Raw genomic sequence first — 26,460 nt, forward strand, 5'->3', positions numbered from 1 at the left:
GCCCGGCACCGCCTGAGGACCGTCGTGCACCGTTACGGTGAGGGGATGGAGCGGCCCGGCGCGATGCGACTCGACGACGTCGTCGCCGTGATCCTGGGCCGGCTCACCGAGCAGCACCGGGTGGTGCCGGAATACATCGTGCGCGACGCGGTCGAGGCCGCGCTGCGGCGCCGCTTCCCGGAGCTGCCGCCCGCCACGCTGATCGTGCCGGCGGACGTCGCCGAGGAGCTGATCACCGGCTTCTGCTCCGGGGTGGGCCAGTCCGAGGACGATGCGGCGACGATGCCCGCGGTGCTCAGCGGTGACGAGACCGGCCGGCTGATCACGGCGCTCGGCCTGGCCGTGCACGTGGCCGCCTTCAACCTGGACCGGGACCGCCTGCACGTCGCCCAGATCCTGAACGGCGCCGCGGCCGCGCTGGTCGCGGTCGGCTCCGCGGCCCGGGCCGCGCATGACGACGGCACCTCGGCGGTGCTGCTCTCCCCGGCCACGCTGCGCACCGTGCGCACCACCATGATCGGTGTGCTGCAGGGCCTGCAGGACCGCGGCTGGCAGGCCCAGCACCTGGACGAGTCCGCAACCAGTGCCCTGTTCGGCGGCGTGCTGGCGATGCTCGGCGCGGTGCCCTGACCCTCATCCGGCAGGGATGAAGCAGCGGATCCACTCCCGGCGGCAGACTGCCCTTGCCGCTCCGCGCCGCCCGTGGAGCCCCCGGATCCGAAAGGCATCGCCATGCCCAAGAAGAAGGAGAAGGACCACGCGCGGATGAAGCGCGGGGCCTACGAGGCCGAGATGCGGCACCTGCACGGCGAGCTCGTGGCGATGCAGGAGTGGGTGAAGGCTTCCGGCGCCAAGATCTGTGTGGTCTTCGAGGGCCGCGACACGGCCGGCAAGGGCGGCACCATCAAGCGGATCACCGAACGGGTGAGCCCCCGGGTGTTCCGGGTGGTCGCGCTGCCCACCCCCACCGAGCGCGAGCGGACCCAGATGTACGCGCAGCGCTACGTCGCGCATTTCCCGGCCGGCGGCGAAGTCGTGATCTTCGACCGGTCCTGGTACAACCGGGCCGGCGTCGAACGGGTGATGGGTTTCTGCACGCCGGACGAGACCGAGCGGTTCCTGCAGAGCGTCCCGGTCTGGGAGAAGGCGATGACCGATTCCGGGATCCTGCTGCTCAAGTACTGGCTGGAGGTCAGCCCGGACGAGCAGACCCGCCGGCTGGAGAGCCGCATCCACGATCCGCGCAAGGTGTGGAAGCTGTCCGACATGGACCTCAAGTCGTACCGCCACTGGTACGACTACTCCCGGGCCCGCGACGAGATGCTCGCCCGCACCGACACCACCTGGGCGCCGTGGTTCGTCGCGAACACCGACGACAAGAAACGGGCCCGCCTCAACATCATCAGCCACCTGCTGAGCCAGGTGCCGTACGAGCCGCTCAAGCCCCGGGACGTGAAACTGCCACGCCGGCAGGAAGCCGGCGGATACCGGGATCCGGCTCTGCCGCTGCGGCACATCCCGACGCCGTACGGGGAACTGTCATGACCGCCGTCAAACCCGCCGCCGAGCACCGCCCGTGGTACGCCGTGGCGGCGCCGGAAGCCGCGGAGCAGCTCGGCGTCGACCCGGACCGCGGGCTGGCCGGCGACGAGGCCGCCCGCCGCCTGGACCGCTACGGCCGCAACGAGCTGCCCGTCGAACCGCCGCCGAGCCGGTGGGCGATCGCACGCGGCCAGCTCGCCAACCCGATGAACATCATGCTGCTGATCGTCGGCGGCGCCAGCCTCGCCATCGCCGAGGTGGCGACCGCCCTCGTGGTGCTGGCGCTGGTCCTGTTCAACGTGGTCATGGGCACCAACCAGGAGCTCAAGGCCCGGGCCAGCGTGGAGGCCCTGGCCCAGCTGCAGGTGCCGCGGGCCCGGGTCCGCCGGGCCGGGCAGACCGAGCAGGTCGACTCGACGACGCTGGTGCCCGGCGACATCGTGCTGCTGGAGGCGGGCGACATCGTCCCGGCCGACGGGCGGATCCTCGTCTCCGCCTCGCTGGAGGTGCAGGAGGCCGCGCTCACCGGGGAGAGCGCGCCGGTCGCCAAGGACCGCACCACCCTGCCCGACGCGGAGCTGGCGCTCGGTGACCGGACGAACCTGCTCTTCCAGAACACGCAGGTCACCCGGGGCACGGCCACGCTGGTGGTGACCGACACCGGCCGGGCCACGCAGATGGGCCGGATCGCCGACATGGTCACCGCGACCAAGCGAACCCGCTCGCCGCTGCAGCGCGAGCTCGACGGTCTGACCAAGATCTTCGGCCTGGTCGCCTGGCTGGCCGTCGCGGTCATCGCGATCTTCGGCCTGGTCCGCGGCGAGGAGCTCGGCACGCTGGTGCTGCTGTGCGTCTCCACCGCGATCTCCGCGATCCCGGACGGGCTGCCCACCTTCGTGCAGGCCATGCTCTCCTCGGGCGCACGCCGGCTGGCCGCGCTGAAGGCCGTGGTGAAGTCGCTGACCGACGTCGAGACCCTGGGCGGCACCACAGTCATCAACAGCGACAAGACCGGCACGCTGACGATGAACGCGATGACGGCCACCACGATGCTCGCCGGCGGCCAGTGGTTCCGCGTCGAGGGCGCCGGCTATCGCAAGACCGGGCAGATCCTCGGTACGGCCGGCAGCGAGCTGCCCGACTTCCACCGCCTCGCACTGGGCCTGACCCTGTGCACCGACGCCACGGTCGGCGACGACGGTACGGTCATCGGCGATCCCACCGAGGCGGCCTTCGTGGTGCTCGCCGCGAAGATGGGCGTGGACGCCGAGCAGACCCGGGAGGCGATGCCGCGCCGCGCCGAGGTGCCGTTCGACTCCGAGTACAAGTTCATGGCCACGTTCCACGACCGGCCCGCGTCGATGACCGGCGGGATCCTGCGCAGGCCGCACTTCGCCAGCGTCAAGGGCGCGCCCGACGTCGTCCTCGAGCGATGCAGCCGGGCGCTGTGGAACGGCGAGCTGGTGCCGATCGGCACGGTCCGCGACGAGATCCTGCGGGCGGTCGGCAAGCTCTCCGAACGCGGCCTGCGGGTGCTCGGCTTCGCCGCCCGCGACCTGGACGACGCCGCCATGGCCGCCGCGCTCGACGACCCGATGTCCGCGGTCACCGACCTGGTCCTGGTCGCGCTCGTCGGCATCATGGACCCGCTGCGCGCCGAGGCCAAGGACGCCGTGGCCGTCGCCCTGGGAGCCGGCATCGACGTCCGGATGATCACCGGCGACCACACCGTCACGGCGCGCGCCATCGCCGACGACCTGGGTCTCGGCCCCGGCGTGATCACCGGCACCGAACTGGGCCGGCTGTCCGACCAGGAGGTCGTGGCCCGGCTGCCCGAACTGCACGTCTTCGGGCGGGTGGCGCCGGAGGACAAGCTGCGGCTCGCCCGCCTCATGCAGGAGTCCGGCGACGTGGTCGCGATGACCGGCGACGCCGTGAACGACGCGGCGGCGCTCAAGCAGGCCGACGTCGGCGTCGCCATGGGCAGCGGGTCGGAGGTGTCCAAACAGGCCGCGAAGATCGTGCTGACCGACGACAACTTCGCCACCCTGGTCCGTGCCGTCGACCTGGGCCGCGACATCTACCGCCGGATCAGCTCGTACGTCCGGCTGCAGCTGACCATCCTCTCCTCGGTGCTGCAGCTGATGGTGTTCGCCACCGTCCTGAACATCAACGGCGGCGTCGCCCTCTTCCCGCTGCAGCTGCTGTTCGCGAAGTTCTTCGTGGTCATCACCGTCGTGATCGGCTTCATCGTCGACGTGCCCGACCCCGGCGTCATGCAGCGGCCGCCCCGCAGGCCCGGCACCCGGATCGTCAGCACACCGCAGATCGTGCGCTGGGTGATCACCGGGTTCATCGTCGCCGCGACGGCCCTGGCCCTGCTGGCCTGGGGCCCCGACGAGCCGAGCACCACCGAGCCGTCGGCGTCCATGACGATGGCCTTCGCCGTGGTCTCGCTCAGCGCCCTGAACATCGGCCTGCTGATGCGCCGCGAGCGCGAGGCCCCGTGGTCCTCGCCGCTGTTCCCCTACCTCGGCTGGATCATCCTCGGCTGGGTGCTGACCTGGGCCGCCGTGGAGCTCGGGATGCTGCAGCGGCTGCTCGACACCATGTCGCTGTCCGGCGGGCAGTGGCTGGGCGTGATCGGCCTCTCGCTGGTGGCCCCGGCGGTGCTCGCAGTCGACCGGGTGGTCCAGCTCCGCCGAGTGCGTTCACATTGATATAGCTATTTCGATATATAGATGAACGCCGTGATCGCCCATACGCTCTCTCCAGGCAACGAGAGAGGAAGAAGATGGCGACTCGACGACACGGCCACATCCTGGCCGCCGGCCTGTTCGCACTGGCCACCGCGGTGGTCGCGACGGGGACCCCGGCCGCGGCAGCCCCGGCAACCGGCGAGATCCGGCTCGCCGGCTCCGCCGACGCGATCCCGGGCAGCTACATCGTGGTTCTCAAGTCCGGCGCACAGCAGGCGAAACTCAGCAAGGCGTACGGGGCGACGGTCAGGCGCAGCTTCGGCCGGGTGATCAACGGCTTCGAGGCCGGCATGACCGAGACCCAGGCGAAGCGGCTGGCGGCACACTCCGACGTGGCCTACGTCGAGCAGAACCAGACCATCCAGCTCAGCGCCACCCAGACCAACGCCACCTGGGGCCTGGACCGCATCGACCAGCGGAACCGGCCGTTGAGCACCACCTACACCTATCCGGTCACCGCCTCGAACGTCACCGCCTACATCATCGACACCGGCATCCGGTACACGCACAGCCAGTTCGGCGGCCGCGCCACACCCGGCTACGACGCGGTCGGCACCGGCGGGGTCGACTGCAACGGCCACGGCACGCACGTCGCCGGTACGGTCGGCGGCTCCACCCACGGTGTGGCGAAGGCCGTGAAACTGGTCGGCGTCCGGGTGCTGAACTGCTCCGGCAGCGGCACCACGGCCGGGGTCATCGCCGGCGTCAACTGGGTCACCCAGAACGCGGTCAAGCCCGCGGTCGCCAACATGAGCCTGGGCGGCGGCGCGAGCACCGCGCTGGACAACGCGGTCGCCAACTCGATCGCCTCCGGCGTGACCTACGCCCTGGCGGCCGGCAACTCCAACGCCAACGCCTGCAGCTCCTCGCCGGCCCGGGTCGCGAGCGCCATCACCGTCGGCTCCACCACCAGCACCGACGCCCGGTCCAGCTTCTCCAACTACGGCAGCTGCCTGGACATCTTCGCGCCGGGCTCGTCGATCACCTCGGCCTGGTACAACAGCAACACCGCCACCAACACGATCAGCGGCACCTCGATGGCGTCACCGCACGTGGCCGGCGCGGCCGCCCTGGTCCTGTCCCGCAACCCGTCCTACACCCCGGCCCAGGTGGGATCGGCGCTGACCAGCAACGCCACCCCCAACGTGGTCACCAGCCCGGGCAGCGGCTCGCCGAACCGCCTGCTGTTCGTGGTGCAGTAACCGCAGCCGGACACCGACCGAGGGGGCCCGCGACGACGGGCCCCCTCGTTTTGTGACAGCCCGGCGCCGTGATCATCGTCGCTGCCCCGGAGGGACTTCCGGACCCGCTCCATCCGTTTTACTTGACGGAGCAAGGAGCGTGATTTCCATGACTGAGCAGGCACAACACCGCGTCGTCGTGATCGGCGCCGGCTTCGGCGGGCGGTACGCCACCAAGGCACTCCGCACCGCGCCGGCCCACGTGACCGTCCTCAACGGAACGAACCACCACGTGTTCGAGCCGCTCATCTATCAGGTCGCCACCGGTGTCCTCTCCCCCGGTGAGGTCGCCACGCCGGTCCGCGAGCTGTTCCGTCGTCAGCGCAACGCCGAGGTGCTCCTCGGCTGGGTGACCGATGTGGACGTCGAGGCGCGCACGGTCACCGCGGCGGCGCCGGGCGGTGTGCCGTACCAGGTTCCCTACGACACCCTGATCGTGGCGGCCGGCACCGCGCAGTCGTACTTCGGCAACGACCGCTTCGCCGAGCATGCGCCCGGCCTGAAGAGCCTGGACGACGCCGTCGAGCTGCGCGCCCGGATCCTGAGCGCCTTCGAGATGGCCGAGCTGGAGACCGACCCGGCCGCCGCCGAGCGGTGGCTGACCTTCGTGGTCGTCGGCGCCGGCCCCACCGGCGTGGAGCTGGCCGGTCAGATCGCCGAGATCGCCCACCGCACGCTGCCCGGCGAATACCGCCGGATCGATCCGGCGCAGGCCCGGATCGTGCTGGTCGACGCGGTCGACCGGATCCTGCCGACCTTCCACCCGAAGTCGTCCGCGCGGGCCGAGAAGCGGCTGCGCAAGCTCGGCGTCGAGGTGCGGGTCGGCACCCGGGTCGTCGACGTCGACGAGGCCGGCGTCGAGCTGGCGACCGCGAACGGCACCGAGCGGCTGGCCGCCATGACCAAGGTGTGGAGCGCCGGCGTCACGGCCGCGCCGCTGGCCCGCCGGATCGCCGAAGCCACCGGCGCGCCGACCGACCGGGCCGGGCGGATCCGGGTCGAGCCGGACCTGACGGTGCCCGGCCACCCGGAGATCTTCGTGGTCGGCGACCTGATGAGCCTCGACAACCTGCCGGGCGTCGCCCAGGTCTCGATCCAGGGTGGCGCCTACGCGGGCCGCACCATCCGGCGCCGGCTCGCCGGCAAACCGGCCGGCAAGCCGTTCCGCTACCTCGACAAGGGCAACATCGCCACGGTGTCGCGGTTCTCGGCGGTCGCCGACCTGCCCGGGCTGCGGCTGTCCGGGCTCGCCGGGTGGCTGCTCTGGCTCGGCGTGCACTGGGCGTACCTGCCGAAGGGCCGCAACCGGATGAGCTCGCTGGTGCGCTGGGCGGTCGCCTTCGGCGGCCGGGGCCGCGCGGAGCGGGCGGTCACCAGCCAGCAGGTGCTGGCCCGGGCCGCGATGCGGGCCGCGGCAGTCGCCGAGGAGCCGGAACGGACGCCCGTCCGGTCGTAACGGCGAACGCGCTCAGTCAGGGGCCGCCCGCGTCCGATAGGGCTGGAGTGAGCCGTATCGGACCGGGCCGTGCCGTGGCGCTCAGCGCGCTGGTGGCCCTGCTCGGCTGCGGCACGACGCTGGGCGTCGGCGCGCTGCTCGCCGAGCGGGAGGACGCGGCGGCCGAGGTGCAGATGGACCGCCGCACCTCGGCGGCCGCCGAGACGGTGCGGTTCGAGACCCAGCGCTACATCGACACCATGCGGATGGCCGCGGCCGCCGCCGGCGCGCAGGAGACGCTGACCGCCGCCGAGTACGCCCGGATCACCCAGCCGTTGCGGGACATGCGGCTGGCCGGCGCCTCGTCGGTCGCGCTCATCGTGCCGGCCGCCGACCGGGACGTGGCCCGGGTGCAGCAGACCTGGCGGAACCGGGGCGCCACCGATCTCACCCTGGCACCTCGGGGCGACGGCGATCACGCCTTCTCGGTGCTCGTGACGTCGCTCGACGGTGTCGCGGTGCCCATCGGCATCGACATGCTGCAGGCCCCGGCCCCGGCGGCCGCCCTGGCCGAGTCTCGCCGCCGGCGCGACGTGAGCGTGTCGGACACCTATCACCTGATCGCCGACCGCAGTCTGCCCGAGGCGCAGCGGCAGAACTCGTTCGTGCTGGCCGCGCCCATCCACCGGCAGGGAGAGCTGTTCGGCTGGGTGCAGCTCGCGGTGCGCGGCCAGGCTTTCATGGGCGCCACGTTCGCGCACGCCGCCCAGGGGGTCCTCGATCTCTCGCTGCGGGCCGACGACGCCGGGCGCCGGCCGGTCGCGGTCGCCGAGCTGCGCTCGGCCGTCGCCGGTGAGCGCGACCTGGAACGTACGGTCTCGGTGCCGGTTGCCGACGGCATCTGGACGCTGCACCTGGCCGCCGTGGGTGACCGGCTGCCGGGCGCCCGGACCGGGCTGCCGCTCGCGGTGGCCGGCGGCGGGCTGAGCCTCGCCCTGCTGCTCACCGTGCTGGTCTGGGTGCTGGCCACCGGCCGGGAACGGGCCCAGGCCCAGGTCCGGGCCGCCACCGCCGACCTGCGGGCCGGCCAGGTCGAGACGCGCCGGCAGGCCACCCTGCTGCGGGCGGTCCTCGACGGGATCAGCGACGGTGTCGGCGTGGTCGCCCCGGGCGGCGGTTTCCTGCTGCACAATCCGGCCGCCCAGCGGATCCTGGGCCGTTCCGAGATGGAGCCGGACGCCCGGACCTGGCCCGAGCAGTTCGGGCTGTACCGGCTGGACGGGGTCACCCCGTTCCCGGCCGAGGAGCTGCCGCTGGTGCGCGCGCTCGCCGGGGCGGACTCCGACCAGGTCGAGATGGTGGTCCGCAACGACGTGCACCCCGACGGGCGGGTGATCAGTGTGTCGGCCCGGCCGATGGAGACCGCCTCCGGCGAGCGCGGCGCGGTCGCCGTCTTCCACGACATCACCGATCGCAAGCGGGTCGAGACCGAACTCCGCGGCTTCGCCGGCGTCGTCGCCCACGACCTCAAATCCCCGCTGACCACGGTACGGGGGTACGCCGAGCTGATCGTCGAGGCACTGAACGCGGACCCGGCCGACCTGGAGTTCGCCCGCCGCGGCGCCGGCAAGGTGATCAGCGGGGCGGGCCGGATGGAGCGGCTGATCACGGAGCTGCTCGACTACACCGCGGCCCGCGACGCCACCCTGCGGATCGCCGAGGTGAACCTGCGTACGGTCGTCGACGACGTGGTCACCACCCGCATCGACGCCCCGGCCGCCGCCGCGGACCGCCCGGACGTCTTCGTCGGCAGCCTGCCGACGGTGTGCGCCGACCCGGTGCTGCTGCGGCAGGTCGTCGACAACCTGGTGGGCAACGCGATCAAGTACACCCCGCCGGGGCAGGCGCCGCGGATCGACATCACGGCGCGGACCGGCGCCGACGGCGCGGTGTGCGTCCAGATCGCCGACCGGGGCATCGGCATCCCGGAGGGCGAGCACGCCGCGGTCTTCGACAGCTTCCACCGGGCCAGCAACGGGACCGGCCATCCGGGCACCGGGCTCGGCCTGGCGATCTGCCGCCGGATCGTGGAACGGCACGGCGGGCACATCGAAGCCGCTCCCAATCCGGGCGGCGGCACGATCTTCACCTTCACACTGCCGGCCGAATTGTCTGAGCAGCAGGAATTCGTGAGCGGTGTCACAGCCCGCGCCATCCAAGGTTGACGAGGGTCCGGCCGGGTAGCGTCCTTCTCATGCCCGCCGACGACCCCGGCACCGTCATGGTCTTCGCACCGGTGCCCCAGCTGACCGTGACCATCGAACAACAGGCCGACGAAGCGGAACTGCACGTCCATCCCGGCGGGCAGGGCATCTGGCAGGCGAGGATGTGCGCCGGGCTGGGCGCCTCGGTCACCCTCTGCGCCGCCGCCGGCGGCGAGATCGGCGGCGTCATCGCACGCCTGCTGGAGGACGAGGACATCGAGGTACGGATGGTACGCCGCTCCACCAGCAGCGGGTGGTACGTGCACGATCGCCGGGACGGCTCGCGCACCGAGATCGCCGAGTTCGGTGGCGCCCCGCTCGGCCGGCACGACCTCGACGAGCTCTACAGCAACGCCCTCGCCGCCGGCCTGCGCTCCAGGGTCAGCGTCCTCAGTGGAGTCGAGGCCCGCGGTGTCGTCGACCCCGAGGTGTACCGGCGGCTCGCCACCGACCTGAGCACGCACGGCAGCGCGGTGGTCGCCGACCTGTCCGGCGACGACCTGACCGCCGTCCTCGCCGGTGGTGTCGCCTTCCTCAAGGTCAGCCACGAGGAGCTGCTGGACGCCGGCCGGGCCCGTGACGACAGCGTCGAGGCCCTGGTCGAGGCCGCCCGCAAGCTGCGCGCGGACGGCGCCGAGTCGGTGCTGATCAGCCGGGCCGACCAGCCCGGCGTCGCCCTCCTGGACGGCGAGCCGTTCCTGGTCGAACTCCCCTCCCTGGAGGTGGTCGACCACCGCGGCGCCGGCGACTCGATGACCGCCGGTGTGGCCGCCGTCCTGGCCCGCGGCGGCGACCTGGAGGAGGCGGTCCGCACCGGCGCGGCGGCCGGCGCGGTCAACGTCACCCGCCACGGCCTCGGCACCGGCCGCCGCGAGGCGATCGTCGAACTCACCGGCCGAGTCCGCCTGACCACCGTGTGAACTCACGGCACCTCATCCCACCGCGACTTCACACACCACCGAGCACCGTGTGAACTTGCGGTGCGCTGCGCGCCGCGGGGTCACACGGGCTGGCAGGTGGCGCATACGATCGCCGGGTGATCATGGGCGAGCCGGGGTTCGGGGTCCGGTTGCGCGCGCTGCGCCGGGACGCCGGGCTGACCATGGAACAGCTCGCCGAAGCCTCCGGCGTCAGCGTGCGCGCGATCAGCGACATGGAACGCGGGCGCAGCCGGGCGCCGCAGCCGCGAACCCTGGCCGCCCTGGCCACCGCGCTGGGCCTCGCCGAGGACGAGCACCAGCGGCTGGCCGCGGCGGCCCGGGAGCTGCGACTGCGCACAGTGGACGCGCGGCCGCACCGTACCGAGCCGCCTCGTGCCGTGACGGACTTCGTCGGCCGTACCGAAGAACTTGATCTTGTCCGGCGGCATGCCGCCGGCAGCGTGCCCGGCGGACCCGCGCCGGTGATCGTGGTGCACGGGCAGGCCGGGATCGGCAAGACCGCGTTCGCCGTGCGCGCCGCCGAGCTGCTCGGCGACCGGTTCCCGGGCGGGGTGCTGCATCTCAACCTGCGCGGGGTCGACCCGGCGCCGCCGAGCGCCGGCGAGGTCGCCCGGCAGCTGCTGCGGGCGCTCGACGTCAATCCCCGGCGCATCGCCGACTCGGCCGAACAGCGGTGCAGCCAGGTCCGCGCCGCGCTGCGCGACCGGCAGTGCCTGCTGGTCCTGGACAACGCCGCCGACGAGGCACAGCTGCGGCCGCTGCTGCCCGGCGCCGGCGCCGGACCGGTCCTGGTGACCAGCCGGCGGCTGCTCGGCGGGCTGGAAGGGGTGCTGCGCATCGGGCTGACACCGCTGACGCCGGACGAGTCCGCGGCACTGCTCGGCGCGATCGCCGGGCAGGCCGCCGACCCGGCCGCGGCCACCGCGGTGGCCGAGGTGTCCCAGCTCTGCGGGCACCTGCCGCTGGCGTTGCGGATCGCCGGCACCCGGCTGGCCACCCGCTCGGCGTGGACGGTCGCGCACCTGGTGGACCGGCTCGCCGACGCCGACCGGCGGCTGGCCGTGCTGAGCACCGGCGACACCGGGGTGGCGGCCGCGTTCGCGCTGTCGCACGCACAGCTCTCCGGCGAGGGCCGGGCGCTGTTCCGCCGGCTCGCGCACGTGCCGGGCGCCGACTTCGCCGCGCCGCTCGTCGCCGTGCTCACCGGCGCCGACCCGGACGACACCGCCGACCGCCTCGACGAACTCGTCGAACTCGGCCTGCTGGAACCGGAAGGCCTCGACCGCTACCGCTTCCACGACCTGATCCGCCTGTTCGCCGCCGAACGGCTGCGGGTGGAGGAACCGCCGGAGGGCCGGGCCGCCACCCGCCGGCGGATGACCGCGTGGCTGCTGGAGACCACCGTCGTGGCCGGCCGGTGGTTCGAACCCGGATACGGCGCGCTGCCCGCCGGCTGGCAGGGCCTGGTGCCGCTGGCCACCCTGGAGGAGGCCGGCGCCTGGCTGCAGGCCGAGGCGGCGAACTGGCTCGGCGCCCTGCACGACGCCGCGGAGGCCGGCGACGACCAGCGGGTCGTCGACGTGGCCGAGGCGCTGCACTGGTTCTCCGACACCATGCTCACCTGGCCCGGCTGGTACGACGTCTACCGCCTGTCCCGCGAGGCGGCCGCCCGGCTTCCCGACCGGCGGCAGGAGGTCACCCACCTCAACTACCTGTCCTGGGCGGCCACCCACTGCGTGCACCGGTTCGCCGAGGGCGCGATGGCCGCCAGCGCCGCGCACCTGCTGGCGATCGAGGTCGGCGACGTCAAGCAGCAGGCGTGGGCCCTGCAGTACGCGGGCGACGCCTGGCGCGCCGACGGGCAGCTGACCAAGGCGCTGCACGCGTACCAGCAGGCGCAGCGGCTGGCCGACGCGGCCGGCGACCACGACGGCTACCTGCAGCTGTTTCCCGGCATCGGCACGGTGCTGCGGCGGCTCGGGCGGCACGAGGAGGCCCTGGCCCAGTTCCGGGCGACCCTCGATGAGGTGCGGGCCCGCCCGGTCGCGCCCCGCCCGGCGCTGGCCGCGACCGCGGTCAGCCGCACCTCGGCGGCGCACACGCTGGCCGACCTCGGCCGCTGGGCGGAGGCGCTGCACGAGGCGGAACTGGCGCTGCCGCTCGCCCTGGAACACGGGGAGGCCAACAACATCGGGCACGTGCACCTGGTTCTGGGGCTGGCCCGGGCCGGGCTGGGCGCCGCCGGCGCGGCCCGCGACGACCTGACCCGCGCCGTGGAGCTGCTGGAGGACGCGGCGCCCGACCTGGCCGGGCTGGCGACGGCACGGCTGGCCACGCTGCGCGCCTGAGCCGCCACTTCTGCCGGTCGTCCTGCATGGTCCGGCACGCGCCGCGCTGATTGGCTCACCGTACGCCGGGCGTGACGCCACGCGCCGTCGTACGGATGAAAGGTTCTGACCTCAACCATGACTGCACCCGTATCCCGACGGACCGTCCTGGCCGGCACCGCGGCCGTGGCCGCCGCAGGCGCCACGCTCGCCGCGGCCGGCAGCCCCGCCGCCGCCGGTGGCAAGGGCCCGAAACCGACCATCGTGCTGGTGCACGGCGCCTTCGCCGACGCCACCGGCTGGTCCGAGGTGATCAGCCGGCTGACCCGCGAGGGCTACCCGGTGATCGCGCCGGCGAACCCGCTGCGCGGTGTCGCCTCGGACTCCGCCTACCTGGCGAGCTTCCTGGCCACGATTCCCGGCCCGATCGTGTTGGCCGGCCACTCCTACGGCGGCGTGGTGATCACGAACGCCGCGACCGGCAACCCGAACGTCAAGGCGCTGGTCTACGTGGCCGCGTTCGCGCCGGCCGCCGGTGACACGGTGGAGCACCTGCAGAACATGTTCCCCGGCACGAAGCTGACCCTGGACGCGCTCGACTTCCGCCCCTACCCGGTTCCCGGCGGCCACAGCATCGACGGTTACGTCAAGAAGGCCGTCTTCCGCGAGGTCTTCGCCGGTGATCTGTCGCAGTCGGCCGCCGACATCCTGTGGGCCACCCAGCGCCCCGGCGACGGCGGCACCCTGCAGACGGCGTCCGGCGAGCCGGCCTGGAAGACGATCCCGTCCTACTACCTGGTGGCCCGCAACGACAACCTGATCCCGGCGGCCGCGCAGCGCTTCATGGCCCGGCGTGCGGGTTCGCGCACCGTCGAGGTCAACGCCTCGCACGTCGCCCTGATCTCCCAGGCCCGCGCCACGGCCGACCTGATCCGCCGCGCCGCTCGCTGATCCGCACCCCGAACGGGCGGGCGCTGTGCGCCCGCCCGTTCAGGCGTTCTCGATGATCAGGTCGGCGGTCTCACGGACGCGCTCGGCCGCGTAGAAGGCGGCCTCCTGCCGCGCCCACCGGTCCCAGTGGGGCGCGAACATGTCGCCGTCGCGGGCCAGGGCGCGCCGCTTGCGCGCCGCGGTGGGGCTCTCCAGCCAGATCAACCCGCACAGGTACGGCCGGAGCACCCGCCCACCCGAGCCCACGCCCTCCACCACCAGCCAGCCGGCCTCCGGGACCTGGTGCGACTCCGCGTACTCCCCCGCGTCCCAGTCCCACCGTCGCCAGGACGCCGGGCGGCCCTCGGCGAGCGGCGCCAGGATCCAGTCGTGCAGGGCGGTCACGCCGGCGGTGAGGCCGTCCCATCCCGCGTACAGGTCGTCCATGTGGATCAGTGGGGCGCCGAGCCGGCCGGCGACGGCCGCGGCGAGGGTGGTCTTGCCCGAGCCGGAGTGGCCCTCGACGGCGAGCACCCGCCGCCGGGCCGTGCCGGGCGGTCGGGTCCGTGCCCAGGCGACCACCGGCTGCGCCGCCGCCGACGGCCAGCTCTCCCCCGCTCCCATGCCCGGAAGGTTACGCAAGGGATCCCCGTCACAGTCATCAGCATCGTCACCTGCCGTAACGGAAACCACAGCTCAGGCACAGGAAGCTCGGCGAGGCTGCTGATCCTCATCGCGAACCGCCAGGAGCACCGGTCATGGAACACACAGGCAGCACCGCCGTCAGCATCGTCATCCCCACCCACAGCGAGCGGCGGTGGGACTCGCTCGCCCGCACGGTCGCGTCCGCCCGCACGCAGACCCACCCGGCCGCCGAGATCGTGGTGGCCGTCGACCACAACCCGGCGATGGCGGCGCGGGTCAAGCAGGAGTTCGGCGACGTCACCGTGCTGGAGAACGTCTACGCGCGGGGCGCCTCGGGCAACCGCAACACCGGGGCGTTCCACACGCGTACCCCGTTCATCGCCTTCCTCGACGACGACACCGTCGCGAGCCCCACCTGGCTCGCCGGCCAGCTGGCGCCGTTCGTGGATCCGCGGGTGGTCGGCACCGGCGGCGGCATCGTCCCGGCCTGGGCGGGGCCGCGCCCGGCGTGGCTGCCGGACGAGCTGCTCTGGGCGGTCGGCGTCTCCTACACCGGGATGCCCACCACCACCTCGCCGATCCGCAACGTCTGGTCGGCGAACATGATCGTGCGGCGCGACGCGTTCCTCGCCGTCGGTGGTTTCCGCACCGGCTTCGGCAAGCTCGGCGACCAGAACCGGCCCGAGGACACCGAGTTGTGCCTGCGGATGAGCTCGGTCAACGGCGGCTACTGGATGTACGTCCCGCACGCCGTGATCGACCACGAGGTGCCCGCCGACCGTTCCACGTTCGGTTTCCTGATGCGCCGCTGCTACGCCGAGGGCCGGGGCAAGGTGCAGATGGCCGGCCTCATGCCGAAGGACCAGGAGCTCGGCGCGGAGAAGGACTACCTGCGCCGTACCCTGCCCCGGGCCGTCGGCCGCAACCTGGTGCAGGCCGGCAGCGGCCGGGGCATGTTCCACGCGCTGCGGGCCGCGACCGTGGTCGCGGCCGTGTTCGCCGCCGCCTGGGGCGGCGGCGTGGAGACCCTCGCCGGGCTCTTCGAGAGCGACAACAGCTAGCGCCGTTCCAGGCGGACCACCACCCACTTCGACGTCGGGGTGCCGCTCTCCTCGGCCTGCGAGTCCAGCGGCACGAGCGGGTTGGTCTCCGGGTAGTAGGCGGCGACGCAGCCCTTCGGGGTGTCGTACTCGACCAGGCGGAACCGGTCGGCGCGGCGGCTGATCCCGTCCTCCCACTCGGAGATCAGGTCGACCGTGTCGCCGTCGGCGAAGCCCAGTTCGGCCAGGTCGGCCGCGCTGATGAAGACCACCCGGCGCCCGGACCGGATGCCCCGGTAGCGGTCGTCGAGCCCGTAGACGGTGGTGTTGAACTGGTCGTGGCTGCGCAGGGTCTGCAGGACGAGCCGGCCCGGCGGCACGGTCAGCACCTGCAGCGGGCTGACCGTGAAGACGCCCTTGCCCTCCGGCGTCGGGAAGGTGCGGGAGTCCCGCGGCGGGTGCGGCATGGTGAACCCACCGTTGTTGATCTTCTCGGCGTACCCGTCGCAGCCGGGCACCACCCGCCCGATCCGCTCCCGGATCCGCTCGTAGTCCTCGGCGAACCCGGCCCACGGGATCCCGTGCCGGTCACCGAGTGTGGCCCGGGCGATGCCGCAAAGGATGTCGACCTCGGAGCGCAGCAGCGGCCCGGCCGGGGCCGAGCGGCCCCGGGAGGCGTGCACCGCCGACATCGAGTCCTCGACGGTGATCCGCTGGTCGCGGCCGCCGGTCCGGTCCTGCTCGGTGCGTCCCAGGGTGGGCAGGATCAGAGCGGTGCGGCCGGCGTCGACATGGCTGCGGTTGAGCTTGGTCGAGATCTGTACGGTCAGCGCGGCGCCCCGCATCGCGGCGGCGGTGACGGCCGTGTCCGACATGGCCGCCACGAAGTTGCCGCCCAGGGCCAGGAACACCGTGGCGCGCCCGTCCCGGAACGCCTTCACCGTGTCGACCGCGTCGAACCCGTGCTCGCGGGGCGGTTCGAAGCCGAACTCGTCGCGCAGCCGGTCCAGGAAGATCGCCGGGGGCTTCTCCCAGATGCCCATGCTCCGGTCGCCCTGCACGTTGGAGTGGCCGCGTACCGGGCAGAGTCCCGCACCCGGCTTGCCGATCATGCCCTGCAGCAGGGCGACGTTGACGAATTCCTTGATCGTGGCGACCGCGTTGCGGTGCTGGGTGATGCCCATCGCCCAGCAGTGCACGATGCGTTTCGCCGAGGCCAGCATGTCCGCGGCCTCCTCGATCTCGGCCCAGGTCAGCCCGGTGGCCTTCTCGATCGTCGGCCGGTCGACCTCGGCGAGGTGCTTGGCCCAGGCCTCGAAGCCGACCGTGGACGACTCGATGAACTCCCGGTCGGCCACGTTCCGGCGCAGCAGCAGGTGCCCGATCGCCTGCCACAGGGCGAGGTCGCCGTTCGAGCGGATCCGCAGCAGCCGGTCGGCCAGTGCCGTGCCACGCCCGGCCATCCCGCGTACCTTCTGGGGGTTGTCGAAGCGCAGCAACCCGGCCTCCGGCAGCGGGTTGATCGCCAGGATCTTCGCGCCGTCCCGCTTGGCGATCTCCAGCGCGGTCAGCATGCGCGGGTGGTTGGTGCCGGGGTTCTGCCCGGAGACCACGATCAGGTCGGCCCGGTGCAGGTCCTCCAGGGTGACCGAGCCCTTGCCCACGCCGATGGTGCGCATCAAGGCGGTGCCGGTCGACTCGTGGCACATGTTCGAGCAGTCCGGCAGGTTGTTGGTGCCGAAGGCGCGGGCGAACAGCTGATAGACGAACGCGGCCTCGTTGCTGGCCCGGCCGGACGTGTAGAAGGCCGCCTGGTCCGGGCTGTCCAGGGCGTTCAGGTGCTGCCCGATCAGGGCGAACGCGTCGTCCCAGGAGATCGGCTCGTAGTGCGCGGCGCCGTCGCGGCGCACCATCGGATGGGTCAGCCGGCCCTGTTTCTCCAGCCAGTGGTCGCTCTGCCCGGCCAGCTCGGCGATCGAGTGCCGGGCGAAGAACTCCGGTCCGACGGTGTCGCGCTGTCCCTCCCAGGAGACCGCCTTCGCCCCGTTCTCGCAGAACTCGGCCGCGTGCCGGCGCCCCTGCGGGTCCGGCCAGGCGCAGCTCATGCAGTCGAGACCGTCGTGCTGGTTGAGGTCGCGCAGGTTGCGCACGGCCTTGCGCACACCCATCTTCTGGACGGCGTTGGTCAGGCTGAGCCGCACCGCCTGCAGCCCCGCCGCGTGGTCGGCGGGCGGCCCGACCCGCAGTTCGGCATCGTCGTCGGGCAGGGGTGCGGACATCAGACCTCCAGGCGGCGCGAGTGGATCATCCCGAGTCTTCGTGACCACGCCCCGCCCGGGCAACTCTCCTCCGCAAACAATGCTTGCCCGTCAGGCGCCTCCGTTGATGGCTCCGGTGCGCAGGGCGCCCTCCTTGACCTTCCACTTGGCCAGCAGGGCGTCGTAGGTGCCGTCCTTGATCAGCGCGTACAGCGCGGCCTGGACCGCGGTCGTGAGTTCCCGGCGGTCCTTGGCGATCCCCATGCCGTACGGGATGGCCTCGATCTGCGGGCCGGACAGTTCGATGGTCCTCATCTTCTCGACCTCCAGGGCGGCGATCGGGAAGTCGTTGAGGGCGGCGTCCGCCTTCCCGTCCCGCACGTCCGCCGACGGGCTCCCCGACTCGAGCACGGTCAGCTTCTTGCGGCCGCAGTCCCGCTTCTGCGCCGTGGCCATCTCGACAAACACCGTGTCGGGCTGCGCCGCGACCCGGCGGCCGCACAGTCCGGGCATGCCGCCGATGTCGCCGACCCCCTTCGGTACGACGATGGACGTCCCCGCGTTGAGGTAGTTGACGAAGTCGGCCTTCTTCTGCCGTTCGGCCCGGTCGAACATCGACGAGATGGACATGTCGATCTCGTGGCCGGCGACCTGGTCGAGAAGATCGCCGAAGCTGACCGTCCGCCACGTCGTCGTCAGGCCGAGCTTGCCGGCGATCGCCTCGGCCAGATCCACGTCGAGCCCGGCGTAGGCCGTGCCCTTCTTGAAGGTCATCGGTTCGAACGTCGGATCCGTCCCGACGACCAGGGTTCCGGACTGCTTGATCGACTCCGGCAGCGCCGCCACGGCCTCGGCGAGACGGTCGACGGGCGTGCCGGCCGTCTCCTCCGTGTCCGTGCAGCCGTTCAGCGCCGCCGTGGTGACGGTGGCAGCGAGCAGGAGCGCCAGGATTCGCATGTCGACCTCCGGCTTCCCTTCGGCCGGTTTCGGTGCCGCCTTAGGGCAGACGCCCTACTTGTGCACCTTGGGCCGGTTACCGTGCGAGAGAGGGGGTCACCGTGACGTTCACCATCCGGCGTCAGATCGCCGGCCTGGCAGTTGCCGGATTTCTGCTGGTCATCGTGGCTGGAGCGATCGGCTACCAGGGCATCTCGGCCATCGCCGGCCAGCAGACCACCGCACGTGCCGCGGCCTCGGCGCAGCAGGCCGTCCAGTCCGCCGACACCGCCCGGGCACTGTTCCGCGGCAACGTCCTGGCCACGCTGGTGTCGAACAACGCCACCGAGCGCCAGGAGGCCCTCGACCGCCTCGGCGAGAACGTCGCCCAGGCCCGGGCCGGCATCGACGACGTGATCCGCCACGTTCCCGAGTTGCGCCCGCAGGCCGACGCGGTGCTGCCGGTGCTCGACGAGCTGATCGCCTCCGGCCAGCGGATGGTGACCCTCGCCAGCCGGGTCGCCTCCGATCCGAACCGCACGGCCGCCCTCGCCGCCCGGCCCGCCTACGACGCGGTCGACGCGAAAGCCGGCGAGGCGCTGGCCCGGCTCGACACCGCCATCGCGGAGCAGGTGCAGCAGTCGTACGCCGAGGCCACCTCCGCCGCCTCCCGCGCGAAACTGCAGACCCTGATCATCGGCATCCTCGCCGCGCTGGTCCTCGGTGGGGCGGCCCTGCTGCTCGCCCGCCGCATCGCCCAGCGGATGGACCACAGCCTCGCCGCCGCGCGCTCCATCGCCGCCTACGACCTGACCGTGGACGCCTCGCTGCCCGGCGGTGACGAGCTGGCCCAACTCGGCACCAGCCTCAACGCGATCGTCGGGTCGCTGCGCACCGCGATGATCGAGATCGGTGGCAACGCGAACTCGGTCGCCGCCGCCTCGGAGGAGCTGACCGCGACCAGCAAGCAGCTCTCCGAGGGCGCGGGAACCGCGTCGAGCGAGGCCGGGCAGGCCAGCCAGGAGATCATCCAGGTCACCAGCAGCGTCGACGAGACCACCGCCGCGGCACGTGGGCTGGAGACCTCGATCAGCGACATCACCACGGCCGTGGCCGAGGCCGACCTGGTCGCCAAGGAGGCCGTCGATCTGGCCGCGAACACCAACCGGACCATCGAGCGGCTGCGCGCCTCCAGCGAGGAGGTGTCCGCGGTGGTCAGCATCATCACCGGCATCGCCGAGCAGACGAACCTGCTGGCCCTGAACGCGACCATCGAGGCAGCGCGGGCCGGTGAGCAGGGAAAGGGGTTCGCGGTGGTCGCCGGCGAGGTGAAGGACCTCTCCCAGGAGACCGCCTCCGCCACCGGCGACATCTCCGCCAAGGTCACGGCCATGCAGCGCGACACCGCGGGCGCGTTCGACGCGATCACCCGCATCAGCGAGGTCATCGCCCGCATCGATCAACTGCAGCGCACCATCTCCACGGCCCTGGAGAACCAGAAGAACGCGACCGACCAGATCGTCGCCAGCGTCACCACCGCCGTGCGCTCGGCGGCCGGCGTCTCCGACTCGATCCGGCGGGTCGCGGACACCACCACGCTGACCCACGAGGCGGCCACGCAGACCGAGGCGGCGGCGTCGGAGCTGTCACAGCTCTCGCACCAGCTGCGCCTGGTGTCGGAGCAGTTCCGGCACTGACGGCCGGTCAGCCAAGCGCGGAGCGGGTGGTCGGCTCCAGGCGCAGCCGCTCGGTCCGCGTCACGCCGAACCGCTCGGGAACGTCGACCTCGCCACCGGCCGGCGGGCCGAGCCAGACGAAGGCGTGCTCGCCCTCGCGCACCGGCAGGGCCGGGAAGTTGTTCTCCGCGTACTCCGTCGCGGCGACGGCCACGGCCCCCGTGCCCTGGCCGGTGAACCAGCGGGTGAACTCGTCGTCAAACGGGCGCTCGCGGTACCAGATCGTCGCCCGCAGCGCCGCCGGCGGGCGGCGGGTGTCGCGGGCCGAGGCCGGGGGCGCGACGATCGCGCGCAGCAGCAGCACGTCGTCGGAGTCGAGCATGGTCGCGTTCGCCGCGGGGCCGTGCTCCTTCCACACCGGACCGCTGTAGAACTCGCGCAGCGCGCGGCCGCGCACCGCCATGTCGGGGAAGCCGCGCAGCCAGACGAACATGTCCGGCCGGTCGAGATCGCGGAACTGGCCGAGCACGGCCATGCCGAGCTCCTCCTGCGACTCGACGAACTCGCGGTCGAACAACTCGATCAGCTCGTCGCGGCGGCCGGGGCGCAACGTGTACTGCCGGAGCTCCACGATCACGTCAGGATCCTCTCCAGGATGTCGGCGATCGTGCGCCGGGCGAGCGCCGCCCCGAACGCGGTGGTCGCCTCGTCGTAGACATCGGCCAGGACCGGGCGGATGCCGCGGCCCACCGGGCACTCCAGGTTGGGCTCCGAGTGGTGCAGCGCGAGCAGCGGCTCGGCCTCGACGGCCGTCCACACGTCGAACAGCGAGATCTCCTCGGCCGGGCGGGCCAGGGCGAAGCCCGCGCCGGTGCCACGCCGGGCCGTGACCAGGCCGGCCCGGCGCAAGTCGCCCAGGCTGCGGCGCAGGATCACCGGGTTGGTGTTGACGCTGGCCGCCACCTCGTCGGAGGTGAGCCACGGACGCCCGCGCCGGCGGGCCAGCTCCAGCCACGCCAGCGCGTGCGCCGCGATCGTCACTCTGCTGTTCGAAGCCATCGTAACAATTTCTATTACAGCCAGCGGCAACGCCGCAACCCCGCCGTCAGCGGGTGGGACCTCAGCGGACGACGACGGTGCTGAGCATCTTGTCGGCGAAGGTCTGCTTCTTGGCGTCCCAGATCGGGAACAGGTAGCCGATGTAGCAGCTGATCCCGTCGAAGAAGTGGGCGAGGTCGCGGACGAACGCCTTGCCGGCGCCGATCGGCATCCCGGTGCTGACGGCGACCAGCTTGATGCCGATGGCCTTGCGGCCCCAGCTCTGACCGGTCTTGCCGGCCACGAACCAGCGGTTGTAGGCGAAGACCGCCACCCCGATCAGGGTGAAGATCGGGTACAGCGCGTTCATCGTGGTCGCACCGGTCACCTCGTCGGTTCCCTGGCCGAGGAAGATGCCCAGGAGGCTGAACGGCAGGACGCAGAGCCCGTCGATCAGGTAGGCGCCGACGCGCTGCCACCAGCCGGCGTAGGAGGGGGCGACCGCGGGGGCGCCGTAGCCCTGCGGGGTGGGGTACGCCTGCGGGGGAACCTGGGCGTACGGGTTGTTCGGGGGATATGTCACGTTGTTCCTTAAACGGTGAGCCGGTGCAACTGAAAGAGCCAGCTCGCGGTGGCGAGCACGGCGGCAAGCCATCCCACCCGTCGCCGCCGCTCGGGCGACCACGGGCGCGGGCCGCCGAGCACTCCCCCGGCACGCAGGGCGACAAGCACACCCGACGCGACGGTGAGACCCGCCAGCCCGAAGATCAGAGGATTGGCGTGGAACGCCGCGCCGAACTCGCCGCGCACGAACGCGACGGCAGCGGTCGTCAGGCCGCAGGCGGGGCACGGCACACCGGTCAGCGTGCGCAGCGGGCACGGCAGAGCCGCCCCGGTGCGGGCACTGACGGCGGGCCAGGCCACCGCCGCGACAGCAACGAGCGCTCCGAAGCCGCCGAGCCGCTCGGGCACGGAGAACTCACGCATGCGCACCTCATGATCTTGAAAAGTTCGAAGATCATAAAGGTGGCTGAGCCCGTCGCGCGACCCTGCCGATCAGCCGATCTCGTGGCTGCGCAACTCGACCATGACGGTGGGCGGCGGCCAGTTGTCCACCCGATAGCGCGACGGCGCCAGGATCGGCTCGGGCCGCAGGCCGGCCTGCTCCTCGACCACGTGCCACGGCACCCGGAACTCGACGCCGGTGCCGGCCCGGGCGAAGGCGACCGAGTCGGCCCGGGGCAGCAGCGTGCTGGCACCCTCCACCCACGTCGCGATGGTCTCGGCCGGGCCGCCGTCGGACGGCTCGACCGCGATCAGCCGGCCGACGTGCACGTCGACGCCGGCCTTCGCGTACTGCTCGGCCAGCCAGTCGGTCTGGTTCGAGTACTCGGTGAGGGCCAGCACGGCGTCGGCCCGGCGGGCGGCGGTGTGGTGCGGGTGGCCGGGCGGCGGCGCGTACGGCATCACCGGCCCACCGGGACCGGCGACGTAACCGACCGGCGACAGGTACCGCACCGCCTCCTGGAAGTTCTTCTCGACCAGCGCGTACAGCTCGTCGGCCGCCTCGTCGGGCAGCGGGGCGAGCAGCAGCGTGTTGTTGTCCGGCGCGAAGGCCAGCACCGGGGCGCCCATCCGATCCCCCACCTCGGCGAGCCAGCCGGGGGTGAGCAGCAGCGAGGTGAAGTAGCCGTCGCCGTCGTCGATCATGCGGATCACGCTCGGGCCGCCGGGCCACGGCTGCTCCAGGGAGCGGCGGGCGATCTCGGCGAGGTTCTCCCGGGCCGCGGCGAAGACCTCGTCGGCGGTGACGCCCCACTCGTCGAGGCGGTCCGGGATGACGTAGGCCATCGCCTCCGGAGTGTCGATCACCACGAGTTCCCGCAGGAACGGCATGGCGGGACGGGACAGCGGCGGGCGCAACCCCACCGGGCCGGCGACACCGAAGGTCACCGGGCGGACCACGGGGCGCAGCTTGGGACGTACCGTCTCCCAGGTGTCCTCGGGCGGCGGAGCCGCCATCAGCCGGACCAGCTTGACCAGCCGTTCCCGGCGTTCCGCCGGGGTGGCGTCCATGGTCTCGCGGTAGACGTTGGAGAGGTAGAGGCGTGCCGGGCCGGCGCCGCCGGCCCGATGGATCGCGATCGCGAACTCGTCCGGCTGGTAGACGGCGCGTTCCACCCCCGGGGTGTTACGGGCGACCCGGAGGGCGAGCTGGGCGAACCGGCGCTGCGGTGAGCCGAGGAATTTGTCCAGCAATCCCATTCGTGGACAGTAGCCGACGCTCAGTGCAGTCGTTGCTCGTCGACCAGCCGGGTGGCGACCTTGCCGAGCGCCTCGTCGAGCAGCGCCCGGTCCTGCGGATCAGCCATCGTGATGTCGTCGAGATGCGCGTCGAGCCACCCGCGCCAGGCGTCCCAGACCCGCTCGAACTGCGCCTCGCCGGCCTCGGTCAACTGCACCGTGTCGCCGTCCAGGCGGGCGTATCCGGCCTGGCAGAGGTCGGCGAACGCGGGGCGCAGCACGTCGGCCGGCATCCGGTACCGGCCGGCGATCTCGGGCAGCTCGGCCCGCCCCCGGGCCGTGGTGTGCAGGTGCGTCTGCCCCATCGCCCAGGCCTGCGACGGGCTCAGCGTCGCGCCGGACTCGGCCAGAACGTTCTCCAGGCCCACCCCACCGCGGCGGATCGTGTCGCTGATCTGTCTCTCCAGCTGGCTCACCCGGTCGTCCGAGGCGGGCGGCGAGAAGCCCTCGCCGACGTCGGCGGCGTGCGCCCGGGCGCTGTCGCGCAGCGGCAGCTCCTTGAGGAACCAGGCGACCAGGAAACCGAGCAGGGCGACCGGGACCACCCAGCGGAAGACGTGATTGATGGCGTCCGCGTAGGCCGCGATGATCGGCGCGGCCAGGGCCGGGTCGAGCGCGTTCAGCGCGGCCGGCTCCTGGGCGGTCGGCGGCGGCACGCCGGTGGCGGCGAGCGCGCCGCCCATCTCCGACTCCAGGCGGCTGCTGTACAGGCTGCCGAAGACCGCGGTGCCGAAAGAACTGCCGAGGGTACGGAAGAACGTCACGCCCGACGTGGCCGTGCCCAGATCCGCGTAGGGCACGGTGTTCTGCACGACGATCGTGAGCACCTGCATGGACAGGCCGATCCCGGCGCCCAGCACGAACATGTAGAGCGACTCCAGCCAGGTGCTGGTGCCGGCATCCATGGTCGACATGAGGTAGAGCCCGACGGTCATCACCGCGCCGCCGGCGATCGGGAACATCCGGTAGCGCCCGGTGCGGCTGACCAAGTTGCCGGAGAGGATCGAGGTGAGGAACAGGCCGGCGACCATGGGCAGGGTGCGCACGCCGGAGGCGGTGGCCGAGACGCCGTCGACGTACTGCAGGTAGGTGGGCAGGAACGTCATCGCGCCGAGCATCGCGAACCCGACGATGAAGCTGAGCGTCGAGCAGACCGTGAAGACCGAGTTGCGGAACAGCCGCATCGGCAGCATCGGCTCCCGGGCCCGCACCTCGACCAGGACGAAGCCGGTGAAGAGCGCGATCGCGGCGGCGAACATGCCGATGATGATCGGCGAGGTCCAGGCGTACTCCTTGCCGCCCCACTCCAGGGCCAGGATCATGCTGGTCGCGCCGGCGGCGACCAGTCCGATGCCGGCGTAGTCGATGATCGGGCGGGCGGTGGAGCGGATCGACGGCAGGGCGCGGGCCGCCATCACGATCACCACGGCGGCCACCGGCAGGTTCACGTAGAACGCCCAGCGCCAGCTCAGGTGGTCGGTGAACAGGCCGCCGATGGTGGGGCCGACCACGGTGGTGATGCCGAAGACCGCACCGAGCGCCCCCTGGTAGCGGCCCCGGTCGCGCAGCGGGATGACGTCGGCGATCAGGGCCATCGCGGTGACCATCAGCCCGCCGCCGCCGATACCCTGCACCGCCCGGGCCGCGACCAGCATCAGCATGTCCTGGGCGACACCGCAGAGCGCCGAGCCGGCCACGAAGACCACCGCGCTGACCTGGAAGACCAGCTTGCGGCCGAACAGGTCGCCGAACTTGCCGGCCAGCACCGTGGCCACCGTCTCGGCCAGCAGATAGGCGGTGACCACCCACGACATATGCCCGGCGCCGCCCAGGTCCGCGACGATCGTCGGCAGCGCGGTCGACACGATCGTCTGGTCGAGCGCGGCGAGGAGCATCCCGAGCAGGATCGCCACGAACACGACGTTCGTCTGACGCTTGCCGAGCACGGCCGGTGCGGTGGCGGTCGCCATGATCCGAGTCTCCCGGCCGCTGCGCCGGGATGTGGCGGCTATCCGAAATCGCCGAAGTAAACTAAGTTGACTTCGACGTCCTCGCAGCTCATGGAAGGTGCACGAAATGGCGAACCCGCTCACCGCCGCCAGCACGGTCGGCGACTGGCTGGACCACCCCGAGGGCGGACCGGCCCTGCGCGAACTGCTCGCCCAGGGCGGTTTCGACGAGTCGGTCCTCGCCCCGGTACGCCAGCTCCCGCTGCAGCAGATGGTCGCCCTCAGCCAGGGCCGGATCCCGCAGAGCGTGGTCGACGGCCTGGTGCTCCGGGTGAACGGCGGCGTCATGCCCGCCGCCGAGGCGGAGAACCCGACGGAGCGGATCGTCGCGGGCCGCTTCGACGGGCAGACCGTGATCGTGACCGGCGCCGCCTCCGGCATCGGCCGGGCCACCGCGTCGCGCATCCTGCGCGAGGGCGGCCGGGTGATCGCCGTCGACATCAGCGGCGACAGGCTCAAGGAGCTCGACGCCGACAACCTGGTCGCCGTCGCCGCGGACATCACCGATCCCGAGGACGTGGCTCGGATCGTCGCCGCGGCCGGTGACCGCATCGACGGCCTGGCGAACATCGCCGGGGTCGTCGACGACTTCAGCCCGGTCCACGAGACCAGCGACGCGATCTGGGAGAAGGTCTTCGCGGTCAACGTCGACGGCGTCTTCCGGCTCACCCGCGCGGTCGTCCCGGCCATGCTCGCGGTCGGCCGCGGCGCCATCGTCAACGTCGCCTCCGAGGCCGCGCTGCGCGGCAACGCCGCCGGCGTCGCCTACACCGCGTCCAAGCACGCGGTGCTCGGCATCACCAAGAACACGGCATTCATGTACGGCCCGCACGGCATCCGCACCAACGCCGTCGCGCCCGGCGGGGTGGCCACCGGCATGGCCCAGCCGCCGAACTCCTCCGAGTTCGGCCAGGGTCGCACCGGGCCGTTCATGCGCCTGATCCCGCCGGTCGCCCTGCCCGAGCACCTGGCCGCGTCGATCACCTTCCTGCTCAGCGACGACGGCGTGAACCTCAACGGCGTGATCCTGCCGTCGGACGGCGGCTGGTCCGTCCAGTAACCCACGCCGGCGTAAGGATTTCGGGTGCGCTGCGCGCCCGAGATCCCCACGGTGG

21 protein-coding genes are annotated in these 26,460 nt (G+C 72.4%); 12 read left to right on the forward strand and 9 right to left on the reverse strand.

Annotated features, from left to right (window positions below; translation table 11 throughout):
- The first annotated feature begins 45 nt into the window (after positions 1-45).
- The 9 genes from AB0F81_RS12575 (at position 46) to AB0F81_RS12615 (ending at position 13,460) form a co-directional block, all read left to right on the forward strand.
- Entirely contained in the window at positions 46-630 is a 585-nt protein-coding gene (locus tag AB0F81_RS12575) for a hypothetical protein (RefSeq protein ID WP_360195325.1), read from the forward strand.
- 102 nt (positions 631-732) lie between these two features.
- Positions 733-1,545 carry a polyphosphate kinase 2 gene (ppk2, locus tag AB0F81_RS12580; RefSeq protein ID WP_360195328.1) on the forward strand — a complete coding sequence of 271 codons (813 nt, stop codon included), beginning with the start codon at positions 733-735 and terminating at the stop codon, positions 1,543-1,545.
- Positions 1,542-4,262, forward strand: coding sequence for a cation-transporting P-type ATPase (locus tag AB0F81_RS12585; RefSeq protein ID WP_360195331.1), 2,721 nt, complete (start codon positions 1,542-1,544; stop codon positions 4,260-4,262). The genes ppk2 and AB0F81_RS12585 overlap by 4 nt, the downstream gene beginning before the upstream one ends.
- Positions 4,263-4,336: 74 nt before the next feature.
- Positions 4,337-5,503, forward strand: a complete 1,167-nt coding sequence (locus AB0F81_RS12590; RefSeq protein WP_360195334.1) for a S8 family peptidase — start codon at positions 4,337-4,339, stop codon at positions 5,501-5,503.
- 148 nt (positions 5,504-5,651) lie between these two features.
- Positions 5,652-6,998, forward strand: coding sequence for an NAD(P)/FAD-dependent oxidoreductase (locus AB0F81_RS12595; RefSeq protein WP_360195337.1), 1,347 nt, complete (start codon positions 5,652-5,654; stop codon positions 6,996-6,998).
- Positions 6,999-7,045: 47 nt separating this feature from the next.
- Complete coding sequence (locus tag AB0F81_RS12600) at positions 7,046-9,202, forward strand: ATP-binding protein (protein WP_360195340.1); 2,157 nt, start codon at positions 7,046-7,048, stop codon at positions 9,200-9,202.
- A gap of 29 nt (positions 9,203-9,231) precedes the next feature.
- The gene (locus AB0F81_RS12605) at positions 9,232-10,161 is read left to right on the forward strand and encodes a PfkB family carbohydrate kinase (protein ID WP_360195343.1); all 930 of its coding nucleotides are present in this window, start codon (positions 9,232-9,234) and stop codon (positions 10,159-10,161) included.
- Between the two features lie 122 nt (positions 10,162-10,283).
- Positions 10,284-12,530: a helix-turn-helix domain-containing protein gene (locus AB0F81_RS12610; RefSeq protein WP_360195463.1), complete on the forward strand. Its 2,247-nt coding sequence runs from the start codon at positions 10,284-10,286 to the stop codon at positions 12,528-12,530.
- Between the two features lie 117 nt (positions 12,531-12,647).
- Complete coding sequence (locus AB0F81_RS12615) at positions 12,648-13,460, forward strand: alpha/beta hydrolase (protein ID WP_360195346.1); 813 nt, start codon at positions 12,648-12,650, stop codon at positions 13,458-13,460.
- 39 nt (positions 13,461-13,499) lie between these two features.
- Here AB0F81_RS12615 and AB0F81_RS12620 read toward each other — a convergent pair whose 3' ends face one another.
- The gene (locus AB0F81_RS12620; RefSeq protein WP_360195349.1) at positions 13,500-14,063 is read right to left on the reverse strand and encodes a dephospho-CoA kinase; all 564 of its coding nucleotides are present in this window, start codon (positions 14,061-14,063) and stop codon (positions 13,500-13,502) included.
- 134 nt (positions 14,064-14,197) lie between these two features.
- Between AB0F81_RS12620 and AB0F81_RS12625 the strand changes: the two genes are divergently transcribed.
- Complete coding sequence (locus AB0F81_RS12625) at positions 14,198-15,145, forward strand: glycosyltransferase family 2 protein (protein ID WP_360195352.1); 948 nt, start codon at positions 14,198-14,200, stop codon at positions 15,143-15,145.
- Here the strand turns inward: AB0F81_RS12625 and AB0F81_RS12630 are convergent.
- Entirely contained in the window at positions 15,142-17,403 is a 2,262-nt protein-coding gene (locus AB0F81_RS12630) for an FdhF/YdeP family oxidoreductase (RefSeq protein WP_360195355.1), read from the reverse strand. The genes AB0F81_RS12625 and AB0F81_RS12630 overlap by 4 nt on opposite strands.
- Positions 17,404-17,493: 90 nt before the next feature.
- Entirely contained in the window at positions 17,494-18,339 is an 846-nt protein-coding gene (locus AB0F81_RS12635; RefSeq protein ID WP_360195358.1) for a transporter substrate-binding domain-containing protein, read from the reverse strand.
- Positions 18,340-18,440: 101 nt separating this feature from the next.
- Between AB0F81_RS12635 and AB0F81_RS12640 the strand changes: the two genes are divergently transcribed.
- Positions 18,441-20,015 (forward strand): methyl-accepting chemotaxis protein, encoded by a 1,575-nt coding sequence (locus tag AB0F81_RS12640; protein ID WP_360195361.1) that lies wholly within the window; start codon positions 18,441-18,443, stop codon positions 20,013-20,015.
- Positions 20,016-20,022: 7 nt separating this feature from the next.
- Here the strand turns inward: AB0F81_RS12640 and AB0F81_RS12645 are convergent, their stop codons facing one another.
- The 6 genes from AB0F81_RS12645 to AB0F81_RS12670 all read right to left on the reverse strand — a co-directional run bounded on the left by AB0F81_RS12645 (position 20,023) and on the right by AB0F81_RS12670 (position 25,306).
- Positions 20,023-20,631 carry an NIPSNAP family protein gene (locus tag AB0F81_RS12645; RefSeq protein WP_360195364.1) on the reverse strand — a complete coding sequence of 203 codons (609 nt, stop codon included), beginning with the start codon at positions 20,629-20,631 and terminating at the stop codon, positions 20,023-20,025.
- Complete coding sequence (locus AB0F81_RS12650) at positions 20,628-21,053, reverse strand: Rrf2 family transcriptional regulator (RefSeq protein ID WP_360195367.1); 426 nt, start codon at positions 21,051-21,053, stop codon at positions 20,628-20,630. The genes AB0F81_RS12645 and AB0F81_RS12650 overlap by 4 nt, the downstream gene beginning before the upstream one ends.
- 61 nt (positions 21,054-21,114) lie before the next feature.
- The gene (locus AB0F81_RS12655) at positions 21,115-21,615 is read right to left on the reverse strand and encodes an RDD family protein (protein WP_360195370.1); all 501 of its coding nucleotides are present in this window, start codon (positions 21,613-21,615) and stop codon (positions 21,115-21,117) included.
- An 8-nt stretch (positions 21,616-21,623) separates the two neighbouring features.
- The gene (locus AB0F81_RS12660; protein WP_360195373.1) at positions 21,624-22,019 is read right to left on the reverse strand and encodes a DUF2752 domain-containing protein; all 396 of its coding nucleotides are present in this window, start codon (positions 22,017-22,019) and stop codon (positions 21,624-21,626) included.
- Positions 22,020-22,088: 69 nt separating this feature from the next.
- Positions 22,089-23,297, reverse strand: a complete 1,209-nt coding sequence (locus AB0F81_RS12665; RefSeq protein WP_360195376.1) for a hypothetical protein — start codon at positions 23,295-23,297, stop codon at positions 22,089-22,091.
- A 20-nt stretch (positions 23,298-23,317) separates the two neighbouring features.
- Positions 23,318-25,306, reverse strand: coding sequence for an MDR family MFS transporter (locus AB0F81_RS12670; RefSeq protein WP_360195379.1), 1,989 nt, complete (start codon positions 25,304-25,306; stop codon positions 23,318-23,320).
- A 106-nt stretch (positions 25,307-25,412) separates the two neighbouring features.
- Here AB0F81_RS12670 and AB0F81_RS12675 point away from each other — a divergent pair, with 106 nt between their 5' ends.
- Positions 25,413-26,405, forward strand: a complete 993-nt coding sequence (locus AB0F81_RS12675) for an SDR family NAD(P)-dependent oxidoreductase (RefSeq protein ID WP_360195382.1) — start codon at positions 25,413-25,415, stop codon at positions 26,403-26,405.
- Positions 26,406-26,460: the final 55 nt, after the last annotated feature.

The organism is Actinoplanes sp. NPDC024001 (genome assembly GCF_040638955.1).
GTDB lineage: Bacteria > Actinomycetota > Actinomycetes > Mycobacteriales > Micromonosporaceae > Actinoplanes.

What these genes read in the sequence shown, in the direction of transcription:
- AB0F81_RS12575 (WP_360195325.1), top strand. Translation starts at nt 46, where the DNA reads ATGGAGCGGCCCGGCGCGATGCGACTCGACGACGTCGTCGCCGTGATC.
- ppk2 (WP_360195328.1), top strand. Translation starts at nt 733, where the DNA reads ATGCCCAAGAAGAAGGAGAAGGACCACGCGCGGATGAAGCGCGGGGCC.
- AB0F81_RS12585 (WP_360195331.1), top strand. Translation starts at nt 1,542, where the DNA reads ATGACCGCCGTCAAACCCGCCGCCGAGCACCGCCCGTGGTACGCCGTG.
- AB0F81_RS12590 (WP_360195334.1), top strand. Translation starts at nt 4,337, where the DNA reads ATGGCGACTCGACGACACGGCCACATCCTGGCCGCCGGCCTGTTCGCA.
- AB0F81_RS12595 (WP_360195337.1), top strand. Translation starts at nt 5,652, where the DNA reads ATGACTGAGCAGGCACAACACCGCGTCGTCGTGATCGGCGCCGGCTTC.
- AB0F81_RS12605 (WP_360195343.1), top strand. Translation starts at nt 9,232, where the DNA reads ATGCCCGCCGACGACCCCGGCACCGTCATGGTCTTCGCACCGGTGCCC.
- AB0F81_RS12610 (WP_360195463.1), top strand. Translation starts at nt 10,284, where the DNA reads ATGGGCGAGCCGGGGTTCGGGGTCCGGTTGCGCGCGCTGCGCCGGGAC.
- AB0F81_RS12615 (WP_360195346.1), top strand. Translation starts at nt 12,648, where the DNA reads ATGACTGCACCCGTATCCCGACGGACCGTCCTGGCCGGCACCGCGGCC.
- AB0F81_RS12620 (WP_360195349.1), bottom strand. Translation starts at nt 14,063, where the DNA reads ATGGGAGCGGGGGAGAGCTGGCCGTCGGCGGCGGCGCAGCCGGTGGTC.
- AB0F81_RS12625 (WP_360195352.1), top strand. Translation starts at nt 14,198, where the DNA reads ATGGAACACACAGGCAGCACCGCCGTCAGCATCGTCATCCCCACCCAC.
- AB0F81_RS12630 (WP_360195355.1), bottom strand. Translation starts at nt 17,403, where the DNA reads ATGTCCGCACCCCTGCCCGACGACGATGCCGAACTGCGGGTCGGGCCG.
- AB0F81_RS12635 (WP_360195358.1), bottom strand. Translation starts at nt 18,339, where the DNA reads ATGCGAATCCTGGCGCTCCTGCTCGCTGCCACCGTCACCACGGCGGCG.
- AB0F81_RS12650 (WP_360195367.1), bottom strand. Translation starts at nt 21,053, where the DNA reads ATGGCTTCGAACAGCAGAGTGACGATCGCGGCGCACGCGCTGGCGTGG.
- AB0F81_RS12660 (WP_360195373.1), bottom strand. Translation starts at nt 22,019, where the DNA reads ATGCGTGAGTTCTCCGTGCCCGAGCGGCTCGGCGGCTTCGGAGCGCTC.
- AB0F81_RS12665 (WP_360195376.1), bottom strand. Translation starts at nt 23,297, where the DNA reads ATGGGATTGCTGGACAAATTCCTCGGCTCACCGCAGCGCCGGTTCGCC.
- AB0F81_RS12670 (WP_360195379.1), bottom strand. Translation starts at nt 25,306, where the DNA reads ATGGCGACCGCCACCGCACCGGCCGTGCTCGGCAAGCGTCAGACGAAC.
- AB0F81_RS12675 (WP_360195382.1), top strand. Translation starts at nt 25,413, where the DNA reads ATGGCGAACCCGCTCACCGCCGCCAGCACGGTCGGCGACTGGCTGGAC.